This window comes from Bacillus sp. BSL6, assembly GCF_052928345.1.
In genome coordinates this window covers 124139-148294 of sequence record NZ_JAVGCW010000003.1, presented here as the reverse complement: position 1 = coordinate 148294, position 24156 = coordinate 124139, and the positions used below count along the sequence as shown (strand labels likewise).

Sequence of the window (24156 nt, the reverse complement as noted above, 5' to 3'; positions counted from 1 at the left end):
TTTCTAATTAGCATCCTTAACAAAACTTTTAAAAATGAATAATCAGTGGAGTACAATCCCCACTGATTATTCATTTTATAATGCCGCCTCTTTAATTTTCAATTGTTGCGTTGCAAATTCACGATACATGTCATGTGTGCGTAATAATTCATCATGTGTACCACTTCCTGTAAGATTCCCTTTTTCAATAAAGATAATTTTATCTGCATCTACAACAGTAGACAGTCTATGTGCAATAACTAACGTTGTTCTGCCTTTCATTAAGTTATTTAATGCCTTTTGAACGACGGACTCGGACTTACTATCTAAACTTGAAGTTGCCTCATCTAACATAAGAATTTGTGGATTTCGAAGTAGAGCTCGTGCAATCGCAATTCGCTGCCTTTGTCCTCCGGAAAGCTTCACACCACGCTCTCCAACTTCTGTTGCATAAGCGTTTGGCAAATCATGAATAAATGCATCAACATATGCCATCGCTGCTACTTTTTCAATTTCTTCATCTGTTACTTCCCCCTCAACACCGTAACAAATATTATCACGAATTGTTCCATCGATTAACGGACTATCTTGTGAAACGTAACCAATTTGACGTCGCCATGACTGTAATGAATAGTTCGTAATTGCATCTTTTCCTAATTTAATGGCACCGCTAGTTGGCTCATAAAAACGTTCTAATAGTGAGAATAACGTCGTTTTCCCGCTACCACTTGGCCCTACAATTGCTGTTACTTTTCCAGATTCAATTGTGAAATCAATATTCTTTAACACTTGCTCTTCTTCGTTATACTCGAAATGTACATTTTCAAGAACGATTGGTTGCTTAGCATTTGTGACTTTCACACCAGTTTCATGATCTTCTACTTCATATTCTAAAATGGTATTAATTCTTTCCGTTGCACCAATCGCCTTTTGGAATTGTGTAAAGAACATAGATAATTGACTCATCGGCATTATAATTTGAACTAAATATAAAATAAACGCTACTAGTTCCCCAGTTGTTAATGCACCACTAGAAACTCTCATCCCACCATATCCTACGATAATAACAAGCAGTGCCATTAAAACAAACGACATAACTGGTGAAATTAACGCTTGCACTTTTCCCTCTTTCAAACCAAATTGCAATAACTTCTCGATACCTTTATTTCCAGTTTCATATTCTCTTTTTTCTGTGTTCGAAGATTTCACTAAACGAATTTCTGATAATACTTGCGTTAGCACACTTGTAAAAGAAGCTGTTTCATCTTGAAGCGCTTTTGAAATCTTATACATTTTTCTTCCTAGTGGAACTAAAATCAGTACTGATAATGGAATAACCGTTAAAAGTAAAAGTGTCATTTTCCAATCTAAAACAAATAATACAATTAATGATCCGACGATTGAAATACCACCTGTTAGTAAGTTTGACAAATGCTCAGAAATTAATGTCTTCACAACACCTGTATCATTTGTCATGCGGCTAATTGTATCGCCTGTTCTATTTTGATCATAATAAGATACTGGCAATATAAGTACCTTTTTCCACAAACGTTCTCTCAGTCCAGCTACAATCTTCTGTCCTATATAATTTAATAAATATATAGACAATCCTGCAGCTATAGTTTGCATAATAAAGAATGCAACTAATCCAACAATTTGTCCTGTACTAATTGAGGAAAGTGAAAAATTATCTACTAACCCTTTTGTTAACATCGGAATAAATAAACTTGCTCCCGTAGAAAGCAAACTCATTAATAACGCAAAAATAAGAATCCCTTTCGGAGGCTTTGTATCTTGAATAAGGCGTAAAAACTGCCTCCAATTCCCTTTTTTCTTTATTTCATCTCTAACTTCCATTCATGTTCATCTCCTCGTGTTAAACAAAACTGTTCTTTCTAAAAATAGAATACAATACAAATGTAAACTGAATGTAAACACACATTTTGTATTTTTACAAAATATACATAAAAACTCATCTTTACAACAGGTATAAACATCTGATATTATTACCTGGTACTTAATATTATTCTATGTGAATTATAAATAACTAATTTAAAATACTATATAAATCTCCAGTTATTGAAAGGAGTATCCTTTTTGCAAACAAATATACATTCCGAAAAGGAAACAATCATTTTTATTCATGGATTAGTTGGCAATCGTCGTGCCTTCAAAAAAGAGCATAAACGATTTTCGGCCTCTTACAACATTATTACATATGACTTATTAGGTCACGGCGATGATAAAGGTGAAGCTATCGAATTTTCATTACAGCGCCTCGTTGATCAATTATTGAATTTATACGAAAAAGAAGGCATTCAAAAAGCTCATATTTGCGCTTTAAGCTACGGCTGTTATATCTCTACCATTTTTGCACAAATGCATCCAGAAAAAGTTTTGAGCATTTGTCATATTGGTGGACATTATAATAACCCTTCCCTTTTATATAACGTATTTCAAAAGTTTTGGGAGAAGCGAGGAGACGATTACTCTAAATGGCTCTCTCAATACGCAAATACCATTTTTCCAAGTGGCATACTAAAGGCAAATCCGTTCGCAGTCATTTCAAAAAATATTTATTATCGGTTCGGATTGCAATTACATTCATCAATTATTGCTCAATCATTACGTCATCGGTTAGAATTCGATTTAAAATCTAAATTAAAATCACTTCCCCACCCTATACTATGGGTAATGGGTGAACATGATCATCTCTATAAATCTTGTCTTTTTGATTTAAAGTCCATTCTTCCTAACGTTTTATATAAAGAAATACCGTTAGCAGGACATGCAGCAAATTTATTTCGCCCTAACTATTTCCATGACTTATACGATCGATTTTTAAACGGGAAGTTAAAGTAAAAACTACTATACTCCCAATTTATTCAACTATAAAAAGGCTTCCCAAGTTTCCCTGGAAAGCCTTTTCTCTATACGAAAAGTATATAATCTACTTTTTCTTAGTATGCTTTTGTGTAACCTAATAGGTGCTTGCTCCAGTAAGAGTTACTTACAGAACTAATACGTACACCAGTTGCATCAGTTTCTGCACTAATGAACTGACCGTTTCCTAAGTAAACACCCATGTGAGAAGGACCTGATTTATAAGTGTTTTGGAAGTATACTAAATCACCTGGTTGTGGATTGCTAGTTTTTGTTTTAGAACTCCAGTATCCAGCAACTGTTTGACGAGCGCCTTTATGACCAGTTTGATTTAATACGTAGTGAATGAATCCACTGCAATCAAAACCAGCAGGTGTTGTACCAGCTGTTCTATATGGTGAACCATTTAATGATCTAGCGAATCCAGCGATTGAAGATGTATCTCCACCAGTTGTTGGTTTTTGTACGTCTTTACCTGGTTGTTGAACGTTATTTGTAACGTTATTGTTATTTGTAACGTTGTTTACTCCGCCTTTTACAAACTTAACGAAGTCTGCACTTACGTAACCTGTGCGGCCGTTATGGTTAATTTTGTACCAACCATTTTCAGCGCCAGTAACGTTTAATACTGTACCGTTTGTTACACCACCGATTACAGCGTTGTATGTAGCTGGGCCTGTACGTACTTTTAAAGCACCAGTGTTAACAACATAAGAACCACCAGTTTGAACTGTAGTAGTATTGTTGTTTGTAGTTGGTTGTTGTGTTTCGTTAGATACAGCAGAACCACCTTTTGTTACGAAGTCTTTACTTACGTATCCAGTTCCACCATTGAAGTTGATTTTAAACCAATCTTGTACTTCACCAACAACTTGTACTGTTTTACCTTTATTTACAGAGCCTAATACTGTATGAGATGTACTTGGGCCTGTACGTACGTTAAGTGAAGAAACGTTTACTGTGTAAGTACCAGTTCCTTGTTGAACAGTAGTTCCTGTTTTACCACCAGTCGTTACGAAGTCACCACTTACATAACCAGTTTGACCGTTTACAGTTACTTTGAACCAACCGTTTTCTTGTCCAATTACTTGTAGTACTTGACCTTGTTTTACTTTAGAAATAACGCTATGTCCTGTACCAGCACCTGAACGAACATTTAATACATCAGCAGTTACTGTGTATTTTAAGTCGGATTTTGTTTCTACAGTTTTTGTTTCAGTTACAGTCGTTTGTGTTTGTGTTTGTCCATTAATTTCTTTTAGCGCTTCGTTTGAAACTTGTGCATGAGCAGAATCCATACCTGGAACTGCAACACCTGCTACTGAAGCTGCTGCTAAACCTGCAATTACTTTTTTCATAAGTTGTCTTTACTTCCTTTCCCTACTATCCTCTTAAAAAAACTTATAAACTTAATACTTTACAATATTATCAAAGTAAAATATTCATTAAGTTCCATTTTTTAACAAGAGTTTTATTTTTCACACAGAGTTCATTTTAAATGAACAAAGTGAAATCCGTGTGAACTTCATGTGAACTTTATCATTAAACACAGTGTTTTTGCAATGCTTTTTTTATATTTCTTATGTATTTTATTGAAAATTCGACATACCATTCATTATCTTAGTATATATTTTCTATCCACTTAAAAAAATTCTATTCATCTAACACAATGCAAAGAATGTATTTCCTATTATAGTTCCTCCTATGAAGTATACTCTTATCATGACAAAAAACACTTTTTTTATCAATAGTATAATATTTTTAGAAAACTATTTTTGATACTATCTATCACTTTTAAAAGATTTGACGATTTGTAAGATTTAACTTCAAAAATTCTGTTCTAATTTGACGAAAGTACACATTCCGCTACCCATTTTTAACTGTCTATGGAATTTATAGGGTATTTATATTATCATATATATAGTAGCGTCTTAATCTATACACATTTTATTTACCCTACACGGAAAGCAATTGAATTTTAAGATGAGCGTTTTATTGCTTGCAAATAGTGGAATCAAAAGGGAGGTATATTTATGAATAACATAATAGATGATCCTATAAATAAAAATATAGAACTGTACTATGCTTTTTTTCAATTCGTTTCAATTATTACCTTACAAAAAATATCAACTATTGAAACACGTAAAAACGAATTAAAAAATCAGATGAAAAATTCCTATCAAAAAAATCCTTACTACTTATAAAAAGGTGAACAGGTTGTATCCCTGTTCACCTTTTTATAAGTAGCAAAACCCCGATTGGTTCAAATAATAATTAGTGGGGGATAAACAATTCCCCCACTCGTTCCTACATTATTTATAAATTTTTACACGGTTTTCTAAAGGCTGGTATTCTTTTTCACCTGCAGGTACAACCGGTTTACCAAACGGCATTTGCGCAATAAGCTTCCAATTTTCTGGAACTCCCCATTCTTTTCTCACTTCTTCATCAATTAATGGATTGTAATGTTGCAATGTAGCACCAAACCCTTCAATTTCCAAAGCTGTCCAAATTGCAAATTGTAACATTCCAGAGGATTGCTGAGACCAAATTGGAAAGTTCTCTTTGTATAATGCAAATTTTTCTTGCAGTTCTTCCACCACTTCACTATCTTCGAAGTATAGAACTGTTCCATAACCACTTTTAAATGCATTCATTTTTTCTTCCGTAGAAGCGAAGTTATTTTCAGGTACAATTTTTCGTAACGTTTCTTTCGTAATATCCCATAACTTATCGTGTTGTTCTCCAAGCAAGACGACAACGCGAGCACTCTGAGAGTTAAAAGCTGAAGGTGTATGTTTTACAGCATGATAAATCACTTCTTGAATTTTTTCATCAGAAACTACTTGTTCTTTACTAATTGCGTAAATAGATCTTCTGTCTTCAATCGCTGAGTAAAAATCTTTTGCCATCATAATTCCCTCCAATTTTCACTTGAGGCTTTTTCCTATGTACACATCATATGCCCCTCAAAACTTATCATTAATAAGTTTCTAACTTTATAATATAAACAAACAATAATAAACTCAAATAATAACACTCACATTTTTTACCTTTTTACTTTATTAGTGCTAAAAAATAAAAGGCAATTTGCCGTTACCAATAGTACGTAACAACAAATTGCCTTTCTTATATGATGATCCAACTCAGTATTTCACTTAATTAACTAACCCAAATGCATAAGACATTAGCTTATTCGTTTCTGTAAAACGCTTTGTTTTACCTTTTGTTCCCATAACAACTGTAATAATACGAGTATCACCTTGTTTTGCTGTACCCGTAAAACAATACCCTGCGCTATCTGTAAATCCTGTTTTTAATCCGTCTATTCCTTCTATATATAAAGCTTTATTATTTTTGTTTAACATATCATTTGTACTTATAACATTAATATTATTAAATGCTAACTGACTTTGACGTAAGTGAGTCACTTCTAATATTTCTGGGTAATCTTTTATAAGATGATACGCCAAGTTTGCTACATCACCAGCCGTCATTTTTGTTTCACTTCCATCAGGCTCTTGTAATCCAGAAGCATTTGCAAATTTAGCATGTTCCGACATTTTTAACTGTTTCGCTTTTGCATTCATAAGCTGAACGAAATCTTTCTCCGATTTTGCCATATGTTCTGCTAAAGCCACAGCTGAATTATTAGCTGACTCAATCATTAATGCATGATATAAATCTTTAACAGTTAATGTGTCATTAACTTGTACTGGGATTCTCGCTCCCTCTGTTTGTGCCGCTTTCGCACTCATTTTCACCGGATCTTCCCAGCGAACTTTCCCATTATGTACATTTTCTAATAGAAGATATGCTGTCATCATCTTAGACATACTTGCTGGCGCAAAAGCCTCATTTTCATTATGTTGATAAATAATATCTCCATTACTCGCATCAATAATCATAGCTGCTTTTGCATCAATTTCCGGTGGTATGTACTTTGGTGGGACTACTTTTTCAACTAATCCTGTTTTAGGTAGTTCTGCCACTTGTAAAGGTTGTCCCTCTATACTTGTTGCACTCTTTTGAGTTCCTTGGAATAAGAACCAACATATCCCTAAAACAATGACTAATAGGACTGTCAGCCTTCCCCATTTTAACCGCTTCATTTCAAAACTCCTTTAACAAACCTTTTATACACTCACATTTAACCATAACAACTTTCCCTTTATATCGTCAAGGTAAAAAGCATATTTATTCATCTACAGCAATTATTATTTCAATGCATGTATGTTACAATAACAATACTGAAATATAAGAATATTCAATGATAAATCCTTATGAATAAAACTATTAATAGAAGGGATTCATACAAATGCTACTTCCAAAATCATTAAAATACGGAGACACAATTGGGATTTACTCACCTTCTTCTCCAGTAACCTACACTTCTCCTAAAAGATTTGAACGAGCGAAATCTTACTTACAACAGAAAGGATTTCATATATTAGAAGGTTCACTAACAGGTCGATATGATTATTATCGTTCGGGTAGTATACAAGAGCGTGCTGAGGAACTAAATGCTTTAATAAGAAACCCTAATGTTTCTTGTATCATGTCAACAATTGGTGGCATGAATTCAAATTCCTTATTGCCTTATATTGATTATGATGCTTTTCTAAATAACCCTAAAATAATGATTGGGTATTCAGATGCAACTGCTTTATTACTAGGAATTTACGCCAAAACAGGCATCCCTACATTTTATGGACCAGCTCTCGTCCCTTCCTTTGGCGAATTTGAACCTTTTGTTGATTGCACATACAAATATTTTGCTGAAACTTTACTACATGATCATTCTCTTCCTTATCATATAAAACAACCATTATTTTGGTCAGATGAATTTATTAATTGGGAAGAAAAGACGAAGGAGAAAGAACTTCGACCAAACAATTGGATTTCAGTAATTGATGGAAAAGCTACTGGGCGTATTATTGGCGGGAATTTAAACACGATACAAGGAATTTTGGGTAGCCCCTATATGCCACATATTCAAGAAGGCGATATTCTCTTTATTGAGGACAGTTCAAAAGATGCAGCTATTATTGAAAGAAGCTTTTCATTACTTAAAATTAACGGTGTGTTCGATAAAATTTCAGGTATCATTCTTGGAAAACACGAGCAATTTGATGATTGTGGTACCAATCGAAAACCTTTTGAAATACTATTAGAAGTACTTCAAAATCAAAGAATTCCTTTTCTAGCTGACTTCGATTGTTGTCATACACATCCAATGATTACTATACCTATCGGTGTTCAAGTAGAGTTGGATGCAACAAATAAAACGATACATATTGTAGAACCTTGGAAAAAATGAATGCATAGCTTCTATTGTTTTACAATAAAAGCCATGATACTATATAATTTGGAATGTGAAAGATTAAACAAAATACGTTCCAATATCTATTATTAGGAAAAGATAGATATAAATATATATTTATATGTAAAAGAGAGTGAATAAATGAAACCAACTATTAAAAATTACTTATTTTTACATGTAGCTTTTTTGATATATTCTATCATTATGGTTTACATGAAATGGGCGGCTAAATTTCCCATTGCTTCCATCTCATTTTTTATTGCTTATTTCGGACTAGTTATACTTTTATTTGGATATGCAATTTTATGGCAACAAGTAATTAAACATTTCGAAATATCAAAAGCATATTCACATCGCGGGATTATTATACTATGGTCAATGCTTTGGTCAGTATTTCTATTTGGAGATACGATTCAGTGGAATCATTTACTTGGTGCAGCTATTATTATCGTCGGAATTGTGGTGGTGACAAAAGATGAATAGTTATATGTTATTATTTATTTTCGGGATAATTTTAGCTAATTACTCACAAATATTATTAAAAAAAGCTACTTTGCAACAATACGATTCTAGAATAAAAGAATATGTGAATCCTTATGTTATTATCGGCTACTCTTTATTTGTAATTAACGCTGGATTAAATGTTATCGCCATGAAGGGCATGGCATTAAAACAAGCATCAGCATTAGAATCCTTAAGTTATATCATCATATTAATTTTCGGTTGGTATTTCCTAGGAGAAAAAATAACGAAACGTAAACTCATCGGCAACATGATTATTATCGTTGGTGTAATCGTTTATTGTATCCAATAGTAAAAGGCTCCGTTTATCACAAACGGAGCCTTTTACTATTGACCTAAATTTTGCACCTTCTCTTTCAAATCTCGAACTTGATCTACCGTCTGCATAAGCTCCGAGTTTTTAAACTCTTCTACATTCACTTTCCCTTCTTCTATCTTTATCATCGCCGTATCAATTAACGTATTTAACTTTTCGTTATATCCGACGATTTGCTGATGAAGATCCTTTGCTACATCAGGCGGTGTTAATTCATTAAAAGCGGGTATATCTTGTTTAATTTCACTAAGCTTCGCTTCTAATTCTTTTCGAGCTTCACTATCATTAACAGCCTTTTCAGCTAATGCTGGTGCATCATTTGCAAAAGCACTTATTTCATTTACATAGTCTGTCGCTTTTTGAGCATAATCTATGGAGTTCTTTCCTTGTTCTACTAGTGAACATCCCATTAAGCCAATTGTAACTATAAATACTACTAAAGTTGATTTTATTTTCATTTTAGGCTCCCTTCGTCTTTATAATTGTCTGTAAGTTTCTCTATCCTAACTTCTAGCTACATTACTTATAACCTTTTTTCAAATAGCTATTTACCCTCTTACATGCCCGATTACCGTTACAACATCTACTTCTATATGTACGCTAATAATATCTTCAATTATATCCGTATATCCTTGTCCTATAGCTGTTCCATAGTGTAATGTAAGCCCCTTCTTTTCATACACTGACTTTGGTACTGAAAAAAAAATCTCCTCAAATTTCTTTCATCAGCCGGTTCCATAATTAAAACAATCCCATCCTCATCAAACATATACGCTCGCCCTCCAACTTTACATTCACTATGGCTCAGTATTGCCTTGGTCAGCAAAATTTAAAACATAATACATTTATATACACACTCTGCTGCACCATAAAAATAAAAAACATTCCTTCTTTTTGTTAAGAATGAATGTTTTTTAAAAAATCAATTTCTAACTCTAGCATCTTTCTTTGACGAGGTTTTATTTTTCTTACGGGAACTCCAGCATAAATATACCAATCTTCTAAACTCTTTTTCACCATACTCATCGCACCTACTGCCGTGCCTTCTCCTATAGTTACATTTGGAAAAAGAATAGAATTAGCACCAATAATCGCATGTTTTTTTAAAATAACTTTTTCTGTTTTCACATTCCTATATTGATTCGGGACGGTTGGCCCCATTAATGTATTCCCACTGAAATCATCTAGTACTGCATATACGATTGTTTTAGCTGAGATATTTGCAAAGTCATGCATTTCAATTCCAACTTCTCCTCCATATAACGCTGTATACGCTGATATATGTGAATAACTTCCAATTGTGATTTTGCCACTTAAAATGCAAAAATCATCAATTCTTACATGATTACCAACTGATATAACACCTGGATTATATATACTTACTTTTTTACTAATCAATACATTTTTCCCAACAGATAAAAATCCAATTTTCTTTAGCTCTTCTTGATTATAAAAACTATTCATCTACCGACACCACCTTCTGCTCTAAACAGATTACAATTTGCTCTACTAGTTCTTTCGTCATTCCTTCCCATAAAGGTAAACTTACGATTCGTTTTGCTATTTTATTCGTTTTTGTTAAATCTGTCGACTTATAGTTTTTAAAAAGAACTTGTTGGTGGCAAGATGGTGAAAAGTATAATCTAGCTTCTATTTTCTGTTTTTTCAGTTCTTCAATTACTTGTATGTTGCGAACTTCTTCTGGACAAATGATAGGCATAAATTGGTGAATAACTGCTTCTGTCTTTTGGAATTTCCACCCTTTTTTCATTAACCCAGTATTTTGTAACAACTGTTTATACCATTCAGAAATACGGGTACGTTCTTTTAATTTTTGATCCCACTTTTTTATAGTCGCAATCCCAATAGCTGCTGCGTATTCAGACATTTTACAATTAAACCCCATCATCGTACATTCACGATTTGTATCAAATCCGAAATTCCCCATTCTTTTAATACGTTGTATATCTTCTTCGTTTTTACTATATATGAGCCCTCCTTCACCAATTCCGAACGGCTTTGTTGCATGAAAGCTATATACGATCATTCCACTAAAATCTTGACCGTAATGCATCCCTCCATTCATTAATCCAAATCCCGGCGCCGCATCTACGACAACCGGAATCCCCTTCTTCTCTAATTCTTCATATTCTTCTAAGTTCATCCATGATCCAAAAGTGGCGTACGGGACAACAATCGCAACCTCTTCTTTTAATTCTTCTATCTTATCCAAAAGTACGGTTTTATCCATATACCAATCATCTATTGAAATATCAATAAAGTAAGGTTCCAATCCACACCAAATAGCGGCTAAGGCAGTCGCAGGGAATGTAAAGCTAGGCATGAGAGCATACTTTCCCTTTCTTCTTTTCTTTAGTTGAATAGCCGCCATTAACCCTAACGTTGCGTTTGCTACTGTTGTAACAGCTCCCCTGTTTTGAAAAAATCCCGACATAATTGTTTGTTCAAAACGTTGATTTATAGGTCCGTAATTCGTATATATGTGAGATGTATCAATTTCCTTCAATTCATCCAAATACTCAATTACAGGTACAGTTGAAGCACGTAAAAAAGGAATATTCTCCATATCTATCTATTCCTTCCTATCATTTTCGGACAATATAGAGCATATCTGTTTCAGATAATCCAAATTTCCTAGCACTTTTCATTCCTTGTTTTTCCGCTATGTTATATAATTCTACCTTAAATCCTGCATTCATTAATCGTTGAATAAATCCCGATTGATTGTAAATTCTCACATGATCTTCTTGACCAAAAGCTAATTTCCTCAATTGTGGTGTTACAATTAATTCATTCTCTATAATAAAATCTACATTCATTACGATTGGTACTTGAATAATTCCCCATCCATTTGGCTTTAACACTCTATATAACTCTCGCATTGCTTTGTCATCATCAGGAACGTGTTCTAACACATGGCTACATAATATTACATCAAAAGTATTACTATCATATGTAATTCTTGTAACATCAATTTCCTTCATTAATGGATCCTTTGGTTCTAAGTCACCACATACATACGTAATATTTTTATACTCGTTAAACCAATCTCTTAACTTTGCTTCAGGTGCAATATGAAGCATTGTATAGTTTCTATTTAACAAGTCCGTTTCCGTTTCAATGTACGCACGGTACAATCTTTCACGATCCATCGAATTACAAACTGGACATATCCCTGTATCTTTATTCCACATTTCAAATTTATATTTCGGAAAATCATAATGTGCTGGCCAAGGTGAAAATTTTTCAAATTGTTGATTGCAATATTGACAATAACAACATTCTTTCTCGAACATATGAGCAACTAACTTGTTTAAGCCTTTTTTTATCTTTTCATTATAAATTTGATCTAGTTCGCCATTTCTTACTGCATCCTTAACTATAAATCCCGCATTTTCTAAACAATAAGATAAACTCTCTTTATACTCACTTTCGGAGCTTAAAAACCCACTATTATATGCATCTATAATTAATTCAATCCACTCTTCAATTGTCATTAAAATAAAATGCATTTGTTTTTGATTTTGTCCACTATGCTGTCTAAAATAACTAAGAGGTTCATGTATATAAACTACTTTTCCTTTCCTCATCATATCTAGCCAAGTTGCAATGTCATTAATAGCAGAATAAGCCTTTCCTTTAAAATATCCAAACTTCCCGTCAAACAAATTCCGATTAAACAAAACAGTTGTCGGCTCACCAACTACATTTTTCAAGTTTTTTAACATATAATTCCCTAATTCTTTTCCTTCAAAAAGTGTAGTTTCTTTCGCGATTTTCATATTTAATGTTGAAGGTGGTAATATCTCTCCATTCTCATCAATCAGTTCACGATATGACGTCACAAATGAAATATTTTCTAACGTCAAAAAGTATTTCATCATTCTCTCGATCTTTTCATGATGAAATAAATCATCATCTAATAAAAAGTTTATATAGTCCCCATTCGCAAGTTCTACACACTTATTAAAGTTTTCGGCAACTAACGGCGTTTCATTTTTAACATATGTAATACACTCATATTCACGTAAGTACGGTTGAATCATCGCATTGACTTCATCATTTGTACTGTCGTCAGAAATAATAATTTCAATATTTTCATATGTTTGATTCAAAGCGCTGTTGAGTGCTAATTCCAAGTAATAAGGTCTATTGTATGCAGGAATAAGTATACTTACTTTCGGTAAAGAAGAATTATTATTTATATGTTGTTTTTTCTTTTCTATGTTTATTTTCTTCGCTCTAATTTTTTGGTAATAGTCTAATGTATATAATATTGATGACGGAACTATCCTTCTTGCATATTCTAGAAAATTAGTTATCGCTTCATCTAACTCTTTTTCGTTAGATAAGAAACCATATTTTTCTCCAGCTATAATACTATGTGAAAAATCTTCTAATCCATCCATCATTTTATTAGATTCATTTAACTGTTGATCTGGATGTAATCGAAAGTAACTCAGTGTCTCTGCTATATATACTGCTTTTCCTTTACTTAATAAAGATAACCATGAAGCTATATCTACGTTACAAAGATACCTCCTCTTATCAAAAATCCCATACGGTTCTTGTAAATCATTTTTACGAAATAAAACTGTTGTCGGTTCTCCAATATAATTTTTTTGATCCACAATTACCCTATTTGCTAATTCTGTTCCCTCTATAATCGTATCCTCTTCAAATAAACGGACAGTTGAATAAATATGTCGTAGTTCTTTCCCTTTTTCATCAATTACTTGACGATGAGATGTTACAAGCTTAATTTCATTATCTAAATCATTGAAAAAACACTTCATCATTTTTTCAATTTTATCCACATGAAAGATATCATCATCCATTAAAAAATTTATATACTCACCGTTCGCTTCATGAAATAACATGAGTGCATTTTCAAATTGTCCGAGAGTTGAACTGTTTTTTATATAAATAATATTTGAATGATCACATAAGTATTTTTGTAACACCTTTTCTGTTTCATCATTCGTACTATCATCTCCAACTATAATTTCTATATTAGAGTACGTTTGTTCCAGCACACTACATAACGCCTCTTCAAAGTAGCGAGGACGATTATATGTAGGAATTAATACACTTACCAACGGAAGTTGATCTACCACCTCTTCATTTCTTTCAATACGAGTTCTCATTTTACTCTCTCACCTCTTCGCATATTATTTATATACGCGACACAAAAATCACATTACTGTAACCGAATGGAGCCTATATACTTTTATGCAGACATGAAACGAAATATCATACTTTTCGTTCCTGAATAAACATATTTAATAACACGGACATTTTATTTGCACCTTTTTTATTCATATGATCACTATCATAAAAATCATCATCGCAAAATAATGGCGAATCAAATAAATCTATAATTTGAAAAGAATATTGAGCTTGAAAATCGTTTATAACTTTATAAAAATCTTCTTTTAATTTCTTACTACTACAATTGAAATAATGTGAAGTAACAGGGAATACAACAATTAGTGGTTTTATATCATGTTTTAACAGTAGTTCTAAATATTTTTCGAAAATCTTTTTATATTCAACTAAAGTATGAGGATATGATAATTTGGCATGTGAAGCTGCTCTTATTTTTCCGTGTTCTTCAAAAGGAATGTGAAGAGGAGTGATATTCCATTCAGCGTGTATCCAGGGCAGTATCAATGATTCATCTTTTAGTTCATCTAATAAAATATACTCAAAATGCAAATTAAAAATAGAAAAAAGCTGTTTCGGCGTATCTAGGTGTGAGAACCCATCAGTGGGTAGATGAGAATGCACTACAGTATGATGACCGTCTTGAAACAATGGATAATATACCTTGTGAATTCTATATGATTCAGATGATAACGACATGTCAAAATAAAACGAGAAATAAGCTATTCCTATCAAACAATATTGAAAGGAATGATTGTTTGATAGAAGTTGTGATGCTATTAAATAATCATAGTATAGATCTTGCGATGGAAGTGTTAGTTTTATTGACTTTTTTGAGAGGAGCTCTGTACTTATGCCACAATGCGGATAAGACAAGCCCGTCGCAAACAATTCATACGTCGGATCACCCTTTGCTTTTTTCATAGAAATGTATAAAGACATAAGATCCGGATTTATTTGATAGATAGAAATTAATTTATTCCTCCATTCATACATGTATTTTGTTAAATTAATAATTTTTGTACTTTGCACGCCCCTATTTATCAATTCATTTGTAAGTTTTTCTGCGTCCATTCTCCAAATGACTATATATTGAAAAGAATTTTCTATTTGAACAATAGCTGAAACGTCTACAAGATGAACGATTGTTTTACATTTATTTTTGTCTAATGTATTTTGAATCTTCTCCCTTGATAATTCATCACTTAAAACAATAATTTTATACTGCTCCTTCACGTATATCCCCTCCATTATATGTATAATATGAAATTCATTTTTCATTCGTAACGATCATATACATTTGCCATCCATCAAAAAAAGAATAGAATATTTATTTCAAAACAAAAAATAGCTCCACCATTAGGCGTAGCTATTTTTACAATTATTGCTTATTCAAATTATATTCCTTTATCTAACTCATAAAGTTTACGATACTTTTCATTTTCTTTCAGAAGTTGTTTATGACTACCTTGCATGACAATTTGGCCACGATCAAGGAATATAACTTCGTCTACATGTTCTATTCCTACAAGATGGTGCGTAATCCAAATAACCGTCTTTTCTTCCGTTGCAGAAAACATTGTTTCAATTAAAGACAATTCTGTTTTTGGATCTAAACCGATAGTCGGTTCATCAAGTACAATAATTGGTGTTTCTTGCATAAGAGTTCTAGCAAAAGCAACCCTTTGTCTTTCTCCACCAGAAAACCGCTTTCCCATTTCATGCATTTTTGTTTGTAATCCGTCTGGAAGAGAAGTAACATGTGAAGCTAATTGTGCTTTCTCTAAAGCTTTCCATATCTCTTCATCCGTCGCCTCTGGTTTGCCAATTCGTACATTATTTCCAATTGTCGTATCAAACAAATGCGGCTTTTGATTTAATACAGAAATATATTTAGATAAAAGATTCGTATGAGCTCGTTCACCATTTAGTACAACTTGGCCATTTACTGGGCTTAACGCCCCTGTTAACAATTTTAGTAAAGTAGATTTCCCTGTCCCACTTCTCCCTAAAATAGCAATTTTCTTCCCTGCTTTTATTTGTAATGATACATCTTTTAATACAATCTCATTACTATCTGGATAACTATACGATACGTGATTCAGTTCAATATCTACATGTTTTGGTTCAATATAATCTTTCTCTCCATGCAAATCCGTTTCATCATGTAAAACACTATCACTTTCTACGCCATTAAGACGATGGGTAGATTCTACATACGACGGTATTCGATCGATGGCATCTGCAATAGGAATAAGCGCGTTCGTTACAGATAAAGTCATTAATACGAAAGCTGCGATAACTGTAGGAGCAATTTGTTCACTTGCCGCTTCATTCCCAGTCCATATGATCATCGAAATAACTACAATACCTACTACTAATTGAATGATACTGTCCCGAATATGATACCAGCGTTTCACTCTCTTTTCGATTTTTAACAACTGATCATTTTGTTTTACATACTCATTAATAAATTCATCTTTACGACCACTTGCTTGCCAATCAGATAATCCAAAAACAGCATCTGTCAGTTGTTGATACAAACGGTTTCTTCCTTGCTTTAAAGTAACATGATGTTTCTTCATCAAAAGTAATGATACAAACGGAAGAAGAAAAACGATAATAGCTAACATACAACCTACAATAAGTGCAAAAACAAAATCAAATGCACCGATAACAAGTACGAAGATACTATAAACAACTAGCGCTAATATGCTAGGAAATATTGTACGTAAATATAGGTTTTGCAAATGCTCTATATCTTCGGATAACACTCCTAACATATCACCCGTTTGAAATCGAGAACGGAAAAATAACGCCTGTGGTTCTACTATTCTATATAGCCTCGTTCTCATTTTTTCTAATATACGTAGTACGACATCATGTCCGACTAAGCGCTCTATATAATGAAATACAGCTTGCCCTATACTAAACGCTCTTGTTGCAACAATAGGAACATATACAGCCATTACATTTTCTGGTCTAAGGGCAGATTTTGAGATCAAATAACCTGAAATAAAAAGTAACATCGCTCCTGAACTAACTCCAAGAAGACCAAGGAAAATAGTTAAAGTCATTCTACCTTTATTTTGTTTTATATAAGGTTTAACCCAGTTACTCATTTCTCTCCCCTCTCTTCCCTATGAAAATGTAATGTCTCATTCTCTAAAAGTTCTTCATACGTCCCACTTTCTTTCATTTCCCCTTTATTTAAAATAAGAATATGGTCCATTTGTTTCATCCAATGTAGACGGTGGGTTGCTAAAAATACTAACTTTCCATTAAATAGACGTAACATCGCTTGCTTTATTTCAAATTCGGTTTCAATATCAAGATGTGCCGTAGGCTCATCTAATAAAATGATTGGTTTTTTACTTAAAAGCGCACGCGCCATAGCAACACGCTGTTCTTGTCCGCCACTTAGCATACGTCCACCTTCTCCAATTCTTTCGTGCATCCCATTTGGAAGTGATGTAACGAGTGAACGAAGGCCGACTTCATTAATAACTCTTTCAACTTCTTCATCTGTTGCATTTGTTTCATAAAAACGAATGTTATCCTTTAATGAAAGCGGAAAAATATAAGGTTGCTGCGGAATATAAGCGATATTTTTTTGCCAATCTTCACGAGTAGATCCATCAACTTCTACACCATTTACTAACATCTTTCCACTCGAAGGAGATAAAAAACCTGCTAATACGTCGATTAACGTCGATTTGCCTGCACCACTTTCACCAATAACACCAATAGCACCGTTACCTTCCCAAGTAAAATTAATTCCTTCTAATATAGCCTTTTCAGATTCAGTATTATTAACTTTGATGTCTTGTAATTTCAAGCTACTAGAGGCATTCCATACTATATCTTCATTTAAATCTTTCTTTTGTATTCCTTTTTGTTGTTGCAAAATCCCTTCTATTTGCTCCATCGCAATTTGTCCATCTAATGTCGCATGATAATTTGCTCCCACTTGTTTAATCGGCAGAAAATATTCCGGAGCTAAAATCAAAATTGTAAGGGCTGGTAATAGTATAATCGTTCCATCTATTAAACGTATCCCTAATCCAACTGCCACAAACGCAATTGATAAACTCGTAAAGAAATCTAATGCAAAAGAAGAAAGAAAAGCAACTCGCAAAGTACGCATCGTTGCTTTTCTATACCTTTTACTTACTTTTTCAATCTTTCCTTCGTGCTGTTCACTTTTCCCTAAATACTTTAATGTTTCTAAACCTTTTAACGTATCTACAAAATGGTTCGAAAGTACACGATATATCTCGTACTGACTATCTGCCATTTTTTGCGCTGCTAATCCGAGAAGAATCATAAATATGATCACGATAGGAATCGTTACAACTAAAATGATTCCAGACTCAATATCTAGCGTAAAAACATATAGTACAATTAGTCCTGGTACGATACTACTTCTAATCATTTTAGGAATTGTTAATTCAATATATGTTTTAAATTTCTCAATACCCTCTATCGATAAGGTAACCAGATGACCTGTTCCAGCAGTTTGAACATATCGTGGACCTAATGTGAAATACGCCTCTATTAATTGTTTTCTCAGTAGCGATCCTGTTTTTTCAGCAAAACGTTCCACTAATATTTGCGATATTCGAACTAGCAAATGACGTACTGCAAACGTGATTCCGAAATAAACTGTTTCATTTAACACAGATTGCACTGCTTCTCCCTGAAATAAAAACGTAATAGCTCGCGCTAAAAACACCGTTTGTGCAATAATACTAAAAGCTTCTAACATGCTAATGATTGTTAGCACTACATATAAAACTCGGCTACCAGGATACGACGGAAGTCCTCTTTTTCTTTTCATTAGTACTCCAAATCTTTATCTGACTTAACAGGTTGTCTAAACACATAGAAACTCCATATTTGACTTCCCAAAACAAATGGCAATATAGCAATTGAAAAATACGTCATCAGTTTTAGTGCATAATCTCCCGATGCTGCATTATAAATTGTTAAATCGTATATTGACCCTAACGAACTAATTAAGACACGTGGAAACATGCCAGCAAACACACTCGCACTTAGTAAAATGATTGTTAAACTTGTCATAAAGAAAGCCCAACCATCTCTTCTTCTTTTATTTAATAATGTTGACGCACATAATGCTACAAAAGCTCCAATCGGAACCATAATCCATTCTTTACCATGCCCAGTGAAAATGTCTGTTTTCCATAATCCAACACCGGCAAAAATAAGAAGTGTGAAAATTGCAAGTGGTGCAATTTTCAGTGCAGCAATACGTGCACGTTCTCTTAACTTACCAGTTGTACGTATAGTAAGGAATTGCAATCCGTGAACAATACATAACAGAAGGAACATAACTCCTCCAAGTAATGCAAATGGATGAAGTAATTGTAAGAATCCACCTACAGCATTTTTCGTCTCATCAATTGGAATACCTACCATAAAGTTAGCAATGGCAACTCCCCAAAGGATAGGCGGTAGTAAACTCCCTAAAAACATACCCCAATCCCAAAAGCCTTTCCATTTATGATTATCTATTTTCGCACGGAATTTAAAGGAAACACCTCTAATAATTAAAGCAAGAAGCATAAATACAAACGGAATGTAAAACCCACTAAATAAAGTTGCATACCAATGCGGGAATGCCGCAAACATAGCGCCACCAGCACAAACAAGCCATACTTCATTCGCGTGCCAAAATGGACCAATTGTATTTAAATATATTCTTTTCTCTAAATCGTTTTCTCCTAAAAACCTTGAAACTATACCTACACCGAAATCGAAACCTTCAAGTACAAAGAAGCCTACGAATAAAACTGCAATAATAATAAACCACAACTCATTAAGAGATAACATACTCACCCTCCTTATCAAATGGATCATGGCTTTGAGAATCCTGTTTCGCTTTCTTATTCTCATGTCCTTTAATAATACGAACGAATAAGTAAACTGTAATTCCACCTATAATTAAATATAATGATGTGAACGAAACTAAAGAGAATAGCACTTCTCCGAACGTAACATTTGGAGATACAGCATCTTCCGTTTTCATAACACCGAAAACTACCCAAGGTTGACGTCCCATTTCAGTCATAATCCATCCTACTGTATTACCGATAAACGGTAGTGAAATTGCATACACCATTAATTTTAAATACCAAGTTTTTTCAGCTAAACGATCTTTTCTTGATAAGAACCATCCGTACGCTCCTAGAAGAAGCATAAATGTTCCACTCATTACCATCGCTCTAAAGCTCCAGAACATCGTGTGTACTGGTGGAATATAATCTCCAGGCCCATATTTTTCTTCATATTGCTTTTGAATTTGATTCATCCCTTCTACTTGACCGCTAAATTTATCATATGATAATAGACTTAGCATATACGGGATTTGAATTTCAAATGAATTTTCTTTCTTCTCCGCATCAATTTTCGCAAATACTGTAAATGGCGCTGGATCTTCACTCGTATTCCATAACGCTTCAGCTGCTGCCATTTTCATTGGGTGTGTCTTAATTAATTGTTGTGCTTGCGCATGACCGAAGAATAATACTAGCGCCGTTGTAAGTGTTCCAACAATGATAGAAATGCGGAATGATTTTTTAAACACTTCAGTTTCTTGTGCTTTCGTTATTTTCCATGCACTCACACCAGCAATAAAGAATGCACCGGTTGCAATTGCCGCTGTAATGGTATGCGGGAATTGTACCCATAATTGTGGATTTTGAATAATTGCTAAGAAATCATTCATTTGTGCACGTCCATCTGCTGCCATTTCATATCCTACTGGCGATTGCATAAATGCACTTGCAGTTAAAATCCAAAATGCTGATAACATTGTTCCAATTGAAAGGAGCCAAATACATAAAAGGTGAATGCGCTTCGGTAATTTATCCTCACCGAATACCCATAAACCTAAAAATGTAGACTCAATGAAAAATGCTAATAAACCTTCAATCGCAAGTGATGGACCAAACACATCACCTACGAAACGTGAATAGGTTGACCAGTTCATACCAAACTGGAATTCTTGTAAAATACCAGTTACTACACCTACCGCAAAGTTAACAAGGAATATTTGTGTCCAAAACTTCGTCATCTTCTTATAAATTTCTTGTCCCTTTACCACATATAACGTTTGCATTAACGCAATGATAAAAGCTAAACCAATAGACAGCGGAACAAAAAAGTAATGGAAAATCGTTGTTGATGCGAATTGTATTCGTGCCAATTCAAGCGTTTCCATACTACAATCACTTCCTTCATAGTTTTTATAATAAAAGTTAATTAAGCAATCTTATCAAGCTCAATTATTAAGAAATACGAAAAGACAAAAACATTTTGTATGTATTGTCGAAAAATATGAAGTTTCAGTTTTTCAAACTATTGTAATGCTATTTTTTACCTTTTCACTATTTCTGTAGTGTTTTATTCGTTAATCGAATTGTATAATATACCTGCATAGTAAATTCAGCTGATTTTTGACGTATTATTGACATCATTTTGTCTGAAATATGTCTTTTGGTATTTTTTTGAATTAGATTTTTCTCATCGATAAAATGTGTTTTTTTAATATGAGACTTATCTTTGCATCAATAAAATAATCGTTTCTCTCTTTATACACTTGACTTTTCTACGAAAAAATGTCCTATTAACCAATGGATAATTTCGTTATTTTTTTGTCAAGAGAAAAATGTATTTCTAAAATTCAAACATGAAATATTGTTATTCAAAAATAGGAAATAACCTCCTCTTTTCAGATTAAAAATTCACTTTTTTGTCATTTTTTCAAACTAAAATAAATTAAAAAATACCGAGAATCCATTAGACTCTCGGTATTTTTTAATTTATTTTGCTGTATGTTTTCTAATAGCCGGTAAAATTTCAGTAGCAATTAGCTCGATATTTTTCTCAATTTTATCATATGGTACGCCACCAAAATCAATTTGTGCCATAAAGCGTTGTTGCCCAAACAATTCATATTGGTAAAGCATTTTTTCAATAATTTGTTGTGGGCTACCAACCATTAACGCGTCACGATAATCTATTGCATTTGTAAATTGTTGTTTCGGATACCCACCACCGCGTAGCGTAAGCATACCAGCATTAATGTGAGGGTAGTATTCACTAAGTGCATCTTGTGAATTTTTCGCTGTATAAAATAAACTCGTTGTTGCAACTGGCAAACTCGCTGGATTAAATCCACTTTGCGCAGCCGCCTCACGGTAAGCATCTACTGATCCTTTAAAGTTAATAGCTGGACCACCTAGTGTTGTTATCATCATTGGTACACCTGCACGTCCTGCTTTAATCGCACTAGCTGGTGGGCCACCAACTGCACGCCAAATTGGTAAGTTATTATTTTTAGCTCTTGGAATAACCGATGCATGCGCAAGCGGTGCTCTGAACTGTCCATTCCATGTTACATGTTCCTCTTTATTAATTTTTAATAAAAGATCCATCTTCTCTTCAAATAACTCTTCATAATCATTCACATCATAACCAAGTAAACTATATCCCCCAATACGAGATCCACGACCAGCCACAATTTCTGCACGTCCATTAGAAATCAAATCAATTGTAGCAAAGTCCTCGTATACTCGTACCGGATCAGATGTACTTATTATCGTTGCTGAACTTGCAATTTTTATATTTTTCGTTGCTTGCGCAATCGCTCCTAAAATAACTGTATGAGCTTGCGTTGTAAAGTGTGTTTGATGACTTTCACCGACAGCAAATACATCAAGTCCAGCTTCATCCGCTAACTGTGCTGTTTTAATTAATTCATGAATTCTTTGTTCAGCACTAATTTTCTCTCCGTTATGTGGATTTAAAACATGATCCCCAATTGAATATAACCCAAACTCCATTCCTTTACTTGTATTCATACGGTATTTTTCCATCATTACTCTCTCCTTTGATGAGGTATTATTAGTTTCTCTTTTAAAAACATTTGTAAGTCAAATGTTTTTCCCTATTGCTTACAACATCACTTGATTAGTCAATTGATAGTGTAAAAAAAAATTACTCTTGCGGTAATTCTTTTTTTTCACTATGCTTATGAACCTTCGTCATTAGCTCGTATAACATTTTCTGCTCTTCTTCATTTAATACATCATCAAAAAACGATGATTGAAATGCAAGCTGCTCTGGCAGTGCTCTCTCTAAGGCCGCTTCCCCTTGCTCTGTCAGACTAATTGTTTTCGTTTTCCAATCTTGTTTTCGTACAATATATCCTTCTTTTTCAAGACGTGTTAACATTCGAGAAATACCGCCTTGTGTAACAGTTACCTTTTCAGCTAACTCCATTTGTGTTAGTGGTTGATACGTACGTATTTGCAAAAGCACATCAAATTGAGCAGTCGTTAAATCAAAGCGTTTTAAAAACTCATTTGACATCTGATTACTTTGGTTCGTAAATCGTATTAAACGTAACCATATTAATGATCCTATCGTATTATCACGCATGTTTGATCACTTCCTATCGTGAATCTTACTATCACTTTACTACGCAAGTGATAAAAAAGCAAGAGAAAAAGTGAAAAATATCTCATTAGAGTATTACATAAATAACGATAAGAAAGAATTCATGTTTAAATGAATTCTTTCTTATCGTTATTCTTAACTTTCCATATCATTCATTGCTATATGTAAAGCGCCTACTGCTTTGGGCCAACCAACATAAAAAGCCAAATGTGTTATTAATGCAATCATTTCATTTTCTTTAATTCCATTTTGTTTGGCCAGTCGCAAATGAAATGGTAATTGCTCTGTATTACCAAGACTGATTAATACCGACACTGTACATAAACTCCTTTCTCTTAATGTTAAAGTGTCATCTCGCCACACTTCCTCGAACAGTATCTCTTCACTATAATGAGCAAATGCAGGTGCCTTTTCTCTCATTTTCTCTTGAATACAATATTCAATGGATTCATTCATCATT

At 33.5% G+C, this 24156-nt stretch carries 21 protein-coding genes and 1 pseudogene; 5 read left to right on the top strand and 17 right to left on the bottom strand.

The window, feature by feature from the left end:
- Window positions 1-75: 75 nt before the first annotated feature.
- Window positions 76-1836, bottom strand: coding sequence for an ABC transporter ATP-binding protein (locus RCJ96_RS11760; protein WP_000453754.1), 1761 nt, complete (start codon window positions 1834-1836; stop codon window positions 76-78).
- Between the two features lie 240 nt (window positions 1837-2076).
- Here RCJ96_RS11760 and RCJ96_RS11755 point away from each other — a divergent pair, with 240 nt between their 5' ends.
- Window positions 2077-2841, top strand: a complete 765-nt coding sequence (locus RCJ96_RS11755) for an alpha/beta fold hydrolase (protein ID WP_074607167.1) — start codon at window positions 2077-2079, stop codon at window positions 2839-2841.
- Window positions 2842-2939: 98 nt separating this feature from the next.
- On the opposite strand, the gene entFM is transcribed toward RCJ96_RS11755, so the two are convergent.
- Window positions 2940-4220, bottom strand: a complete 1281-nt coding sequence (entFM, locus tag RCJ96_RS11750; RefSeq protein WP_262725464.1) for an enterotoxin EntFM — start codon at window positions 4218-4220, stop codon at window positions 2940-2942.
- Window positions 4221-4895: 675 nt separating this feature from the next.
- Between entFM and RCJ96_RS11745 the strand changes: the two genes are divergently transcribed.
- Complete coding sequence (locus RCJ96_RS11745) at window positions 4896-5066, top strand: hypothetical protein (protein ID WP_001059583.1); 171 nt, start codon at window positions 4896-4898, stop codon at window positions 5064-5066.
- A gap of 108 nt (window positions 5067-5174) precedes the next feature.
- Here the strand turns inward: RCJ96_RS11745 and RCJ96_RS11740 are convergent, their stop codons facing one another.
- Together RCJ96_RS11740 and RCJ96_RS11735 are read right to left on the bottom strand one after the other, a co-directional pair.
- Window positions 5175-5777 carry a nitroreductase family protein gene (locus RCJ96_RS11740; RefSeq protein ID WP_001993708.1) on the bottom strand — a complete coding sequence of 201 codons (603 nt, stop codon included), beginning with the start codon at window positions 5775-5777 and terminating at the stop codon, window positions 5175-5177.
- 243 nt (window positions 5778-6020) lie between these two features.
- Window positions 6021-6974, bottom strand: a complete 954-nt coding sequence (locus tag RCJ96_RS11735; protein ID WP_000825886.1) for a D-alanyl-D-alanine carboxypeptidase family protein — start codon at window positions 6972-6974, stop codon at window positions 6021-6023.
- A gap of 206 nt (window positions 6975-7180) precedes the next feature.
- Between RCJ96_RS11735 and RCJ96_RS11730 the strand changes: the two genes are divergently transcribed.
- The 3 genes from RCJ96_RS11730 (at window position 7181) to RCJ96_RS11720 (ending at window position 8999) form a co-directional block, all read left to right on the top strand.
- Window positions 7181-8182, top strand: a complete 1002-nt coding sequence (locus tag RCJ96_RS11730) for a S66 family peptidase (RefSeq protein WP_270795677.1) — start codon at window positions 7181-7183, stop codon at window positions 8180-8182.
- A gap of 144 nt (window positions 8183-8326) precedes the next feature.
- Window positions 8327-8668 carry an EamA family transporter gene (locus RCJ96_RS11725; RefSeq protein ID WP_000805122.1) on the top strand — a complete coding sequence of 114 codons (342 nt, stop codon included), beginning with the start codon at window positions 8327-8329 and terminating at the stop codon, window positions 8666-8668.
- The gene (locus RCJ96_RS11720; RefSeq protein ID WP_001089868.1) at window positions 8661-8999 is read left to right on the top strand and encodes an EamA family transporter; all 339 of its coding nucleotides are present in this window, start codon (window positions 8661-8663) and stop codon (window positions 8997-8999) included. The genes RCJ96_RS11725 and RCJ96_RS11720 overlap by 8 nt, the downstream gene beginning before the upstream one ends.
- A 35-nt stretch (window positions 9000-9034) precedes the next feature.
- On the opposite strand, the gene RCJ96_RS11715 is transcribed toward RCJ96_RS11720, so the two are convergent.
- The 13 genes and pseudogenes from RCJ96_RS11715 to RCJ96_RS11655 form a co-directional block, all read right to left on the bottom strand.
- Window positions 9035-9481 (bottom strand): DUF6376 family protein, encoded by a 447-nt coding sequence (locus RCJ96_RS11715; protein WP_074540484.1) that lies wholly within the window; start codon window positions 9479-9481, stop codon window positions 9035-9037.
- A 90-nt stretch (window positions 9482-9571) separates the two neighbouring features.
- Window positions 9572-9792: pseudogene (locus tag RCJ96_RS11710) on the bottom strand (hypothetical protein).
- A 128-nt stretch (window positions 9793-9920) separates the two neighbouring features.
- Window positions 9921-10487 (bottom strand): acyltransferase, encoded by a 567-nt coding sequence (locus tag RCJ96_RS11705; protein WP_074607736.1) that lies wholly within the window; start codon window positions 10485-10487, stop codon window positions 9921-9923.
- Window positions 10480-11610, bottom strand: coding sequence for a DegT/DnrJ/EryC1/StrS aminotransferase family protein (locus tag RCJ96_RS11700; protein ID WP_242303576.1), 1131 nt, complete (start codon window positions 11608-11610; stop codon window positions 10480-10482). The genes RCJ96_RS11705 and RCJ96_RS11700 overlap by 8 nt, the downstream gene beginning before the upstream one ends.
- A 19-nt stretch (window positions 11611-11629) precedes the next feature.
- Window positions 11630-14191: a glycosyltransferase gene (locus tag RCJ96_RS11695; protein WP_416503714.1), complete on the bottom strand. Its 2562-nt coding sequence runs from the start codon at window positions 14189-14191 to the stop codon at window positions 11630-11632.
- Between the two features lie 106 nt (window positions 14192-14297).
- Window positions 14298-15446: a hypothetical protein gene (locus RCJ96_RS11690; protein WP_139302771.1), complete on the bottom strand. Its 1149-nt coding sequence runs from the start codon at window positions 15444-15446 to the stop codon at window positions 14298-14300.
- A 161-nt stretch (window positions 15447-15607) separates the two neighbouring features.
- Window positions 15608-17332, bottom strand: coding sequence for a thiol reductant ABC exporter subunit CydC (gene cydC, locus RCJ96_RS11685; RefSeq protein ID WP_000073645.1), 1725 nt, complete (start codon window positions 17330-17332; stop codon window positions 15608-15610).
- Window positions 17329-19050: a thiol reductant ABC exporter subunit CydD gene (gene cydD / locus RCJ96_RS11680; protein ID WP_416503711.1), complete on the bottom strand. Its 1722-nt coding sequence runs from the start codon at window positions 19048-19050 to the stop codon at window positions 17329-17331. Before cydD ends, cydC begins: the two co-directional genes overlap by 4 nt.
- Window positions 19050-20066 carry a cytochrome d ubiquinol oxidase subunit II gene (cydB, locus tag RCJ96_RS11675; protein WP_074607728.1) on the bottom strand — a complete coding sequence of 339 codons (1017 nt, stop codon included), beginning with the start codon at window positions 20064-20066 and terminating at the stop codon, window positions 19050-19052. Before cydB ends, cydD begins: the two co-directional genes overlap by 1 nt.
- Complete coding sequence (cydA, locus tag RCJ96_RS11670) at window positions 20053-21456, bottom strand: cytochrome ubiquinol oxidase subunit I (protein WP_074607726.1); 1404 nt, start codon at window positions 21454-21456, stop codon at window positions 20053-20055. The genes cydB and cydA overlap by 14 nt, the downstream gene beginning before the upstream one ends.
- Before the next feature lie 601 nt (window positions 21457-22057).
- On the bottom strand, window positions 22058-23113 hold the full coding sequence (locus tag RCJ96_RS11665) for an LLM class flavin-dependent oxidoreductase (protein WP_257811351.1): 1056 nt from the start codon (window positions 23111-23113) through the stop codon (window positions 22058-22060).
- Between the two features lie 121 nt (window positions 23114-23234).
- The gene (locus RCJ96_RS11660; protein WP_001205526.1) at window positions 23235-23678 is read right to left on the bottom strand and encodes a MarR family winged helix-turn-helix transcriptional regulator; all 444 of its coding nucleotides are present in this window, start codon (window positions 23676-23678) and stop codon (window positions 23235-23237) included.
- A 153-nt stretch (window positions 23679-23831) separates the two neighbouring features.
- Window positions 23832-24155 (bottom strand): carboxymuconolactone decarboxylase family protein, encoded by a 324-nt coding sequence (locus tag RCJ96_RS11655; protein ID WP_074610435.1) that lies wholly within the window; start codon window positions 24153-24155, stop codon window positions 23832-23834.
- Window position 24156 lies beyond the last annotated feature (1 nt).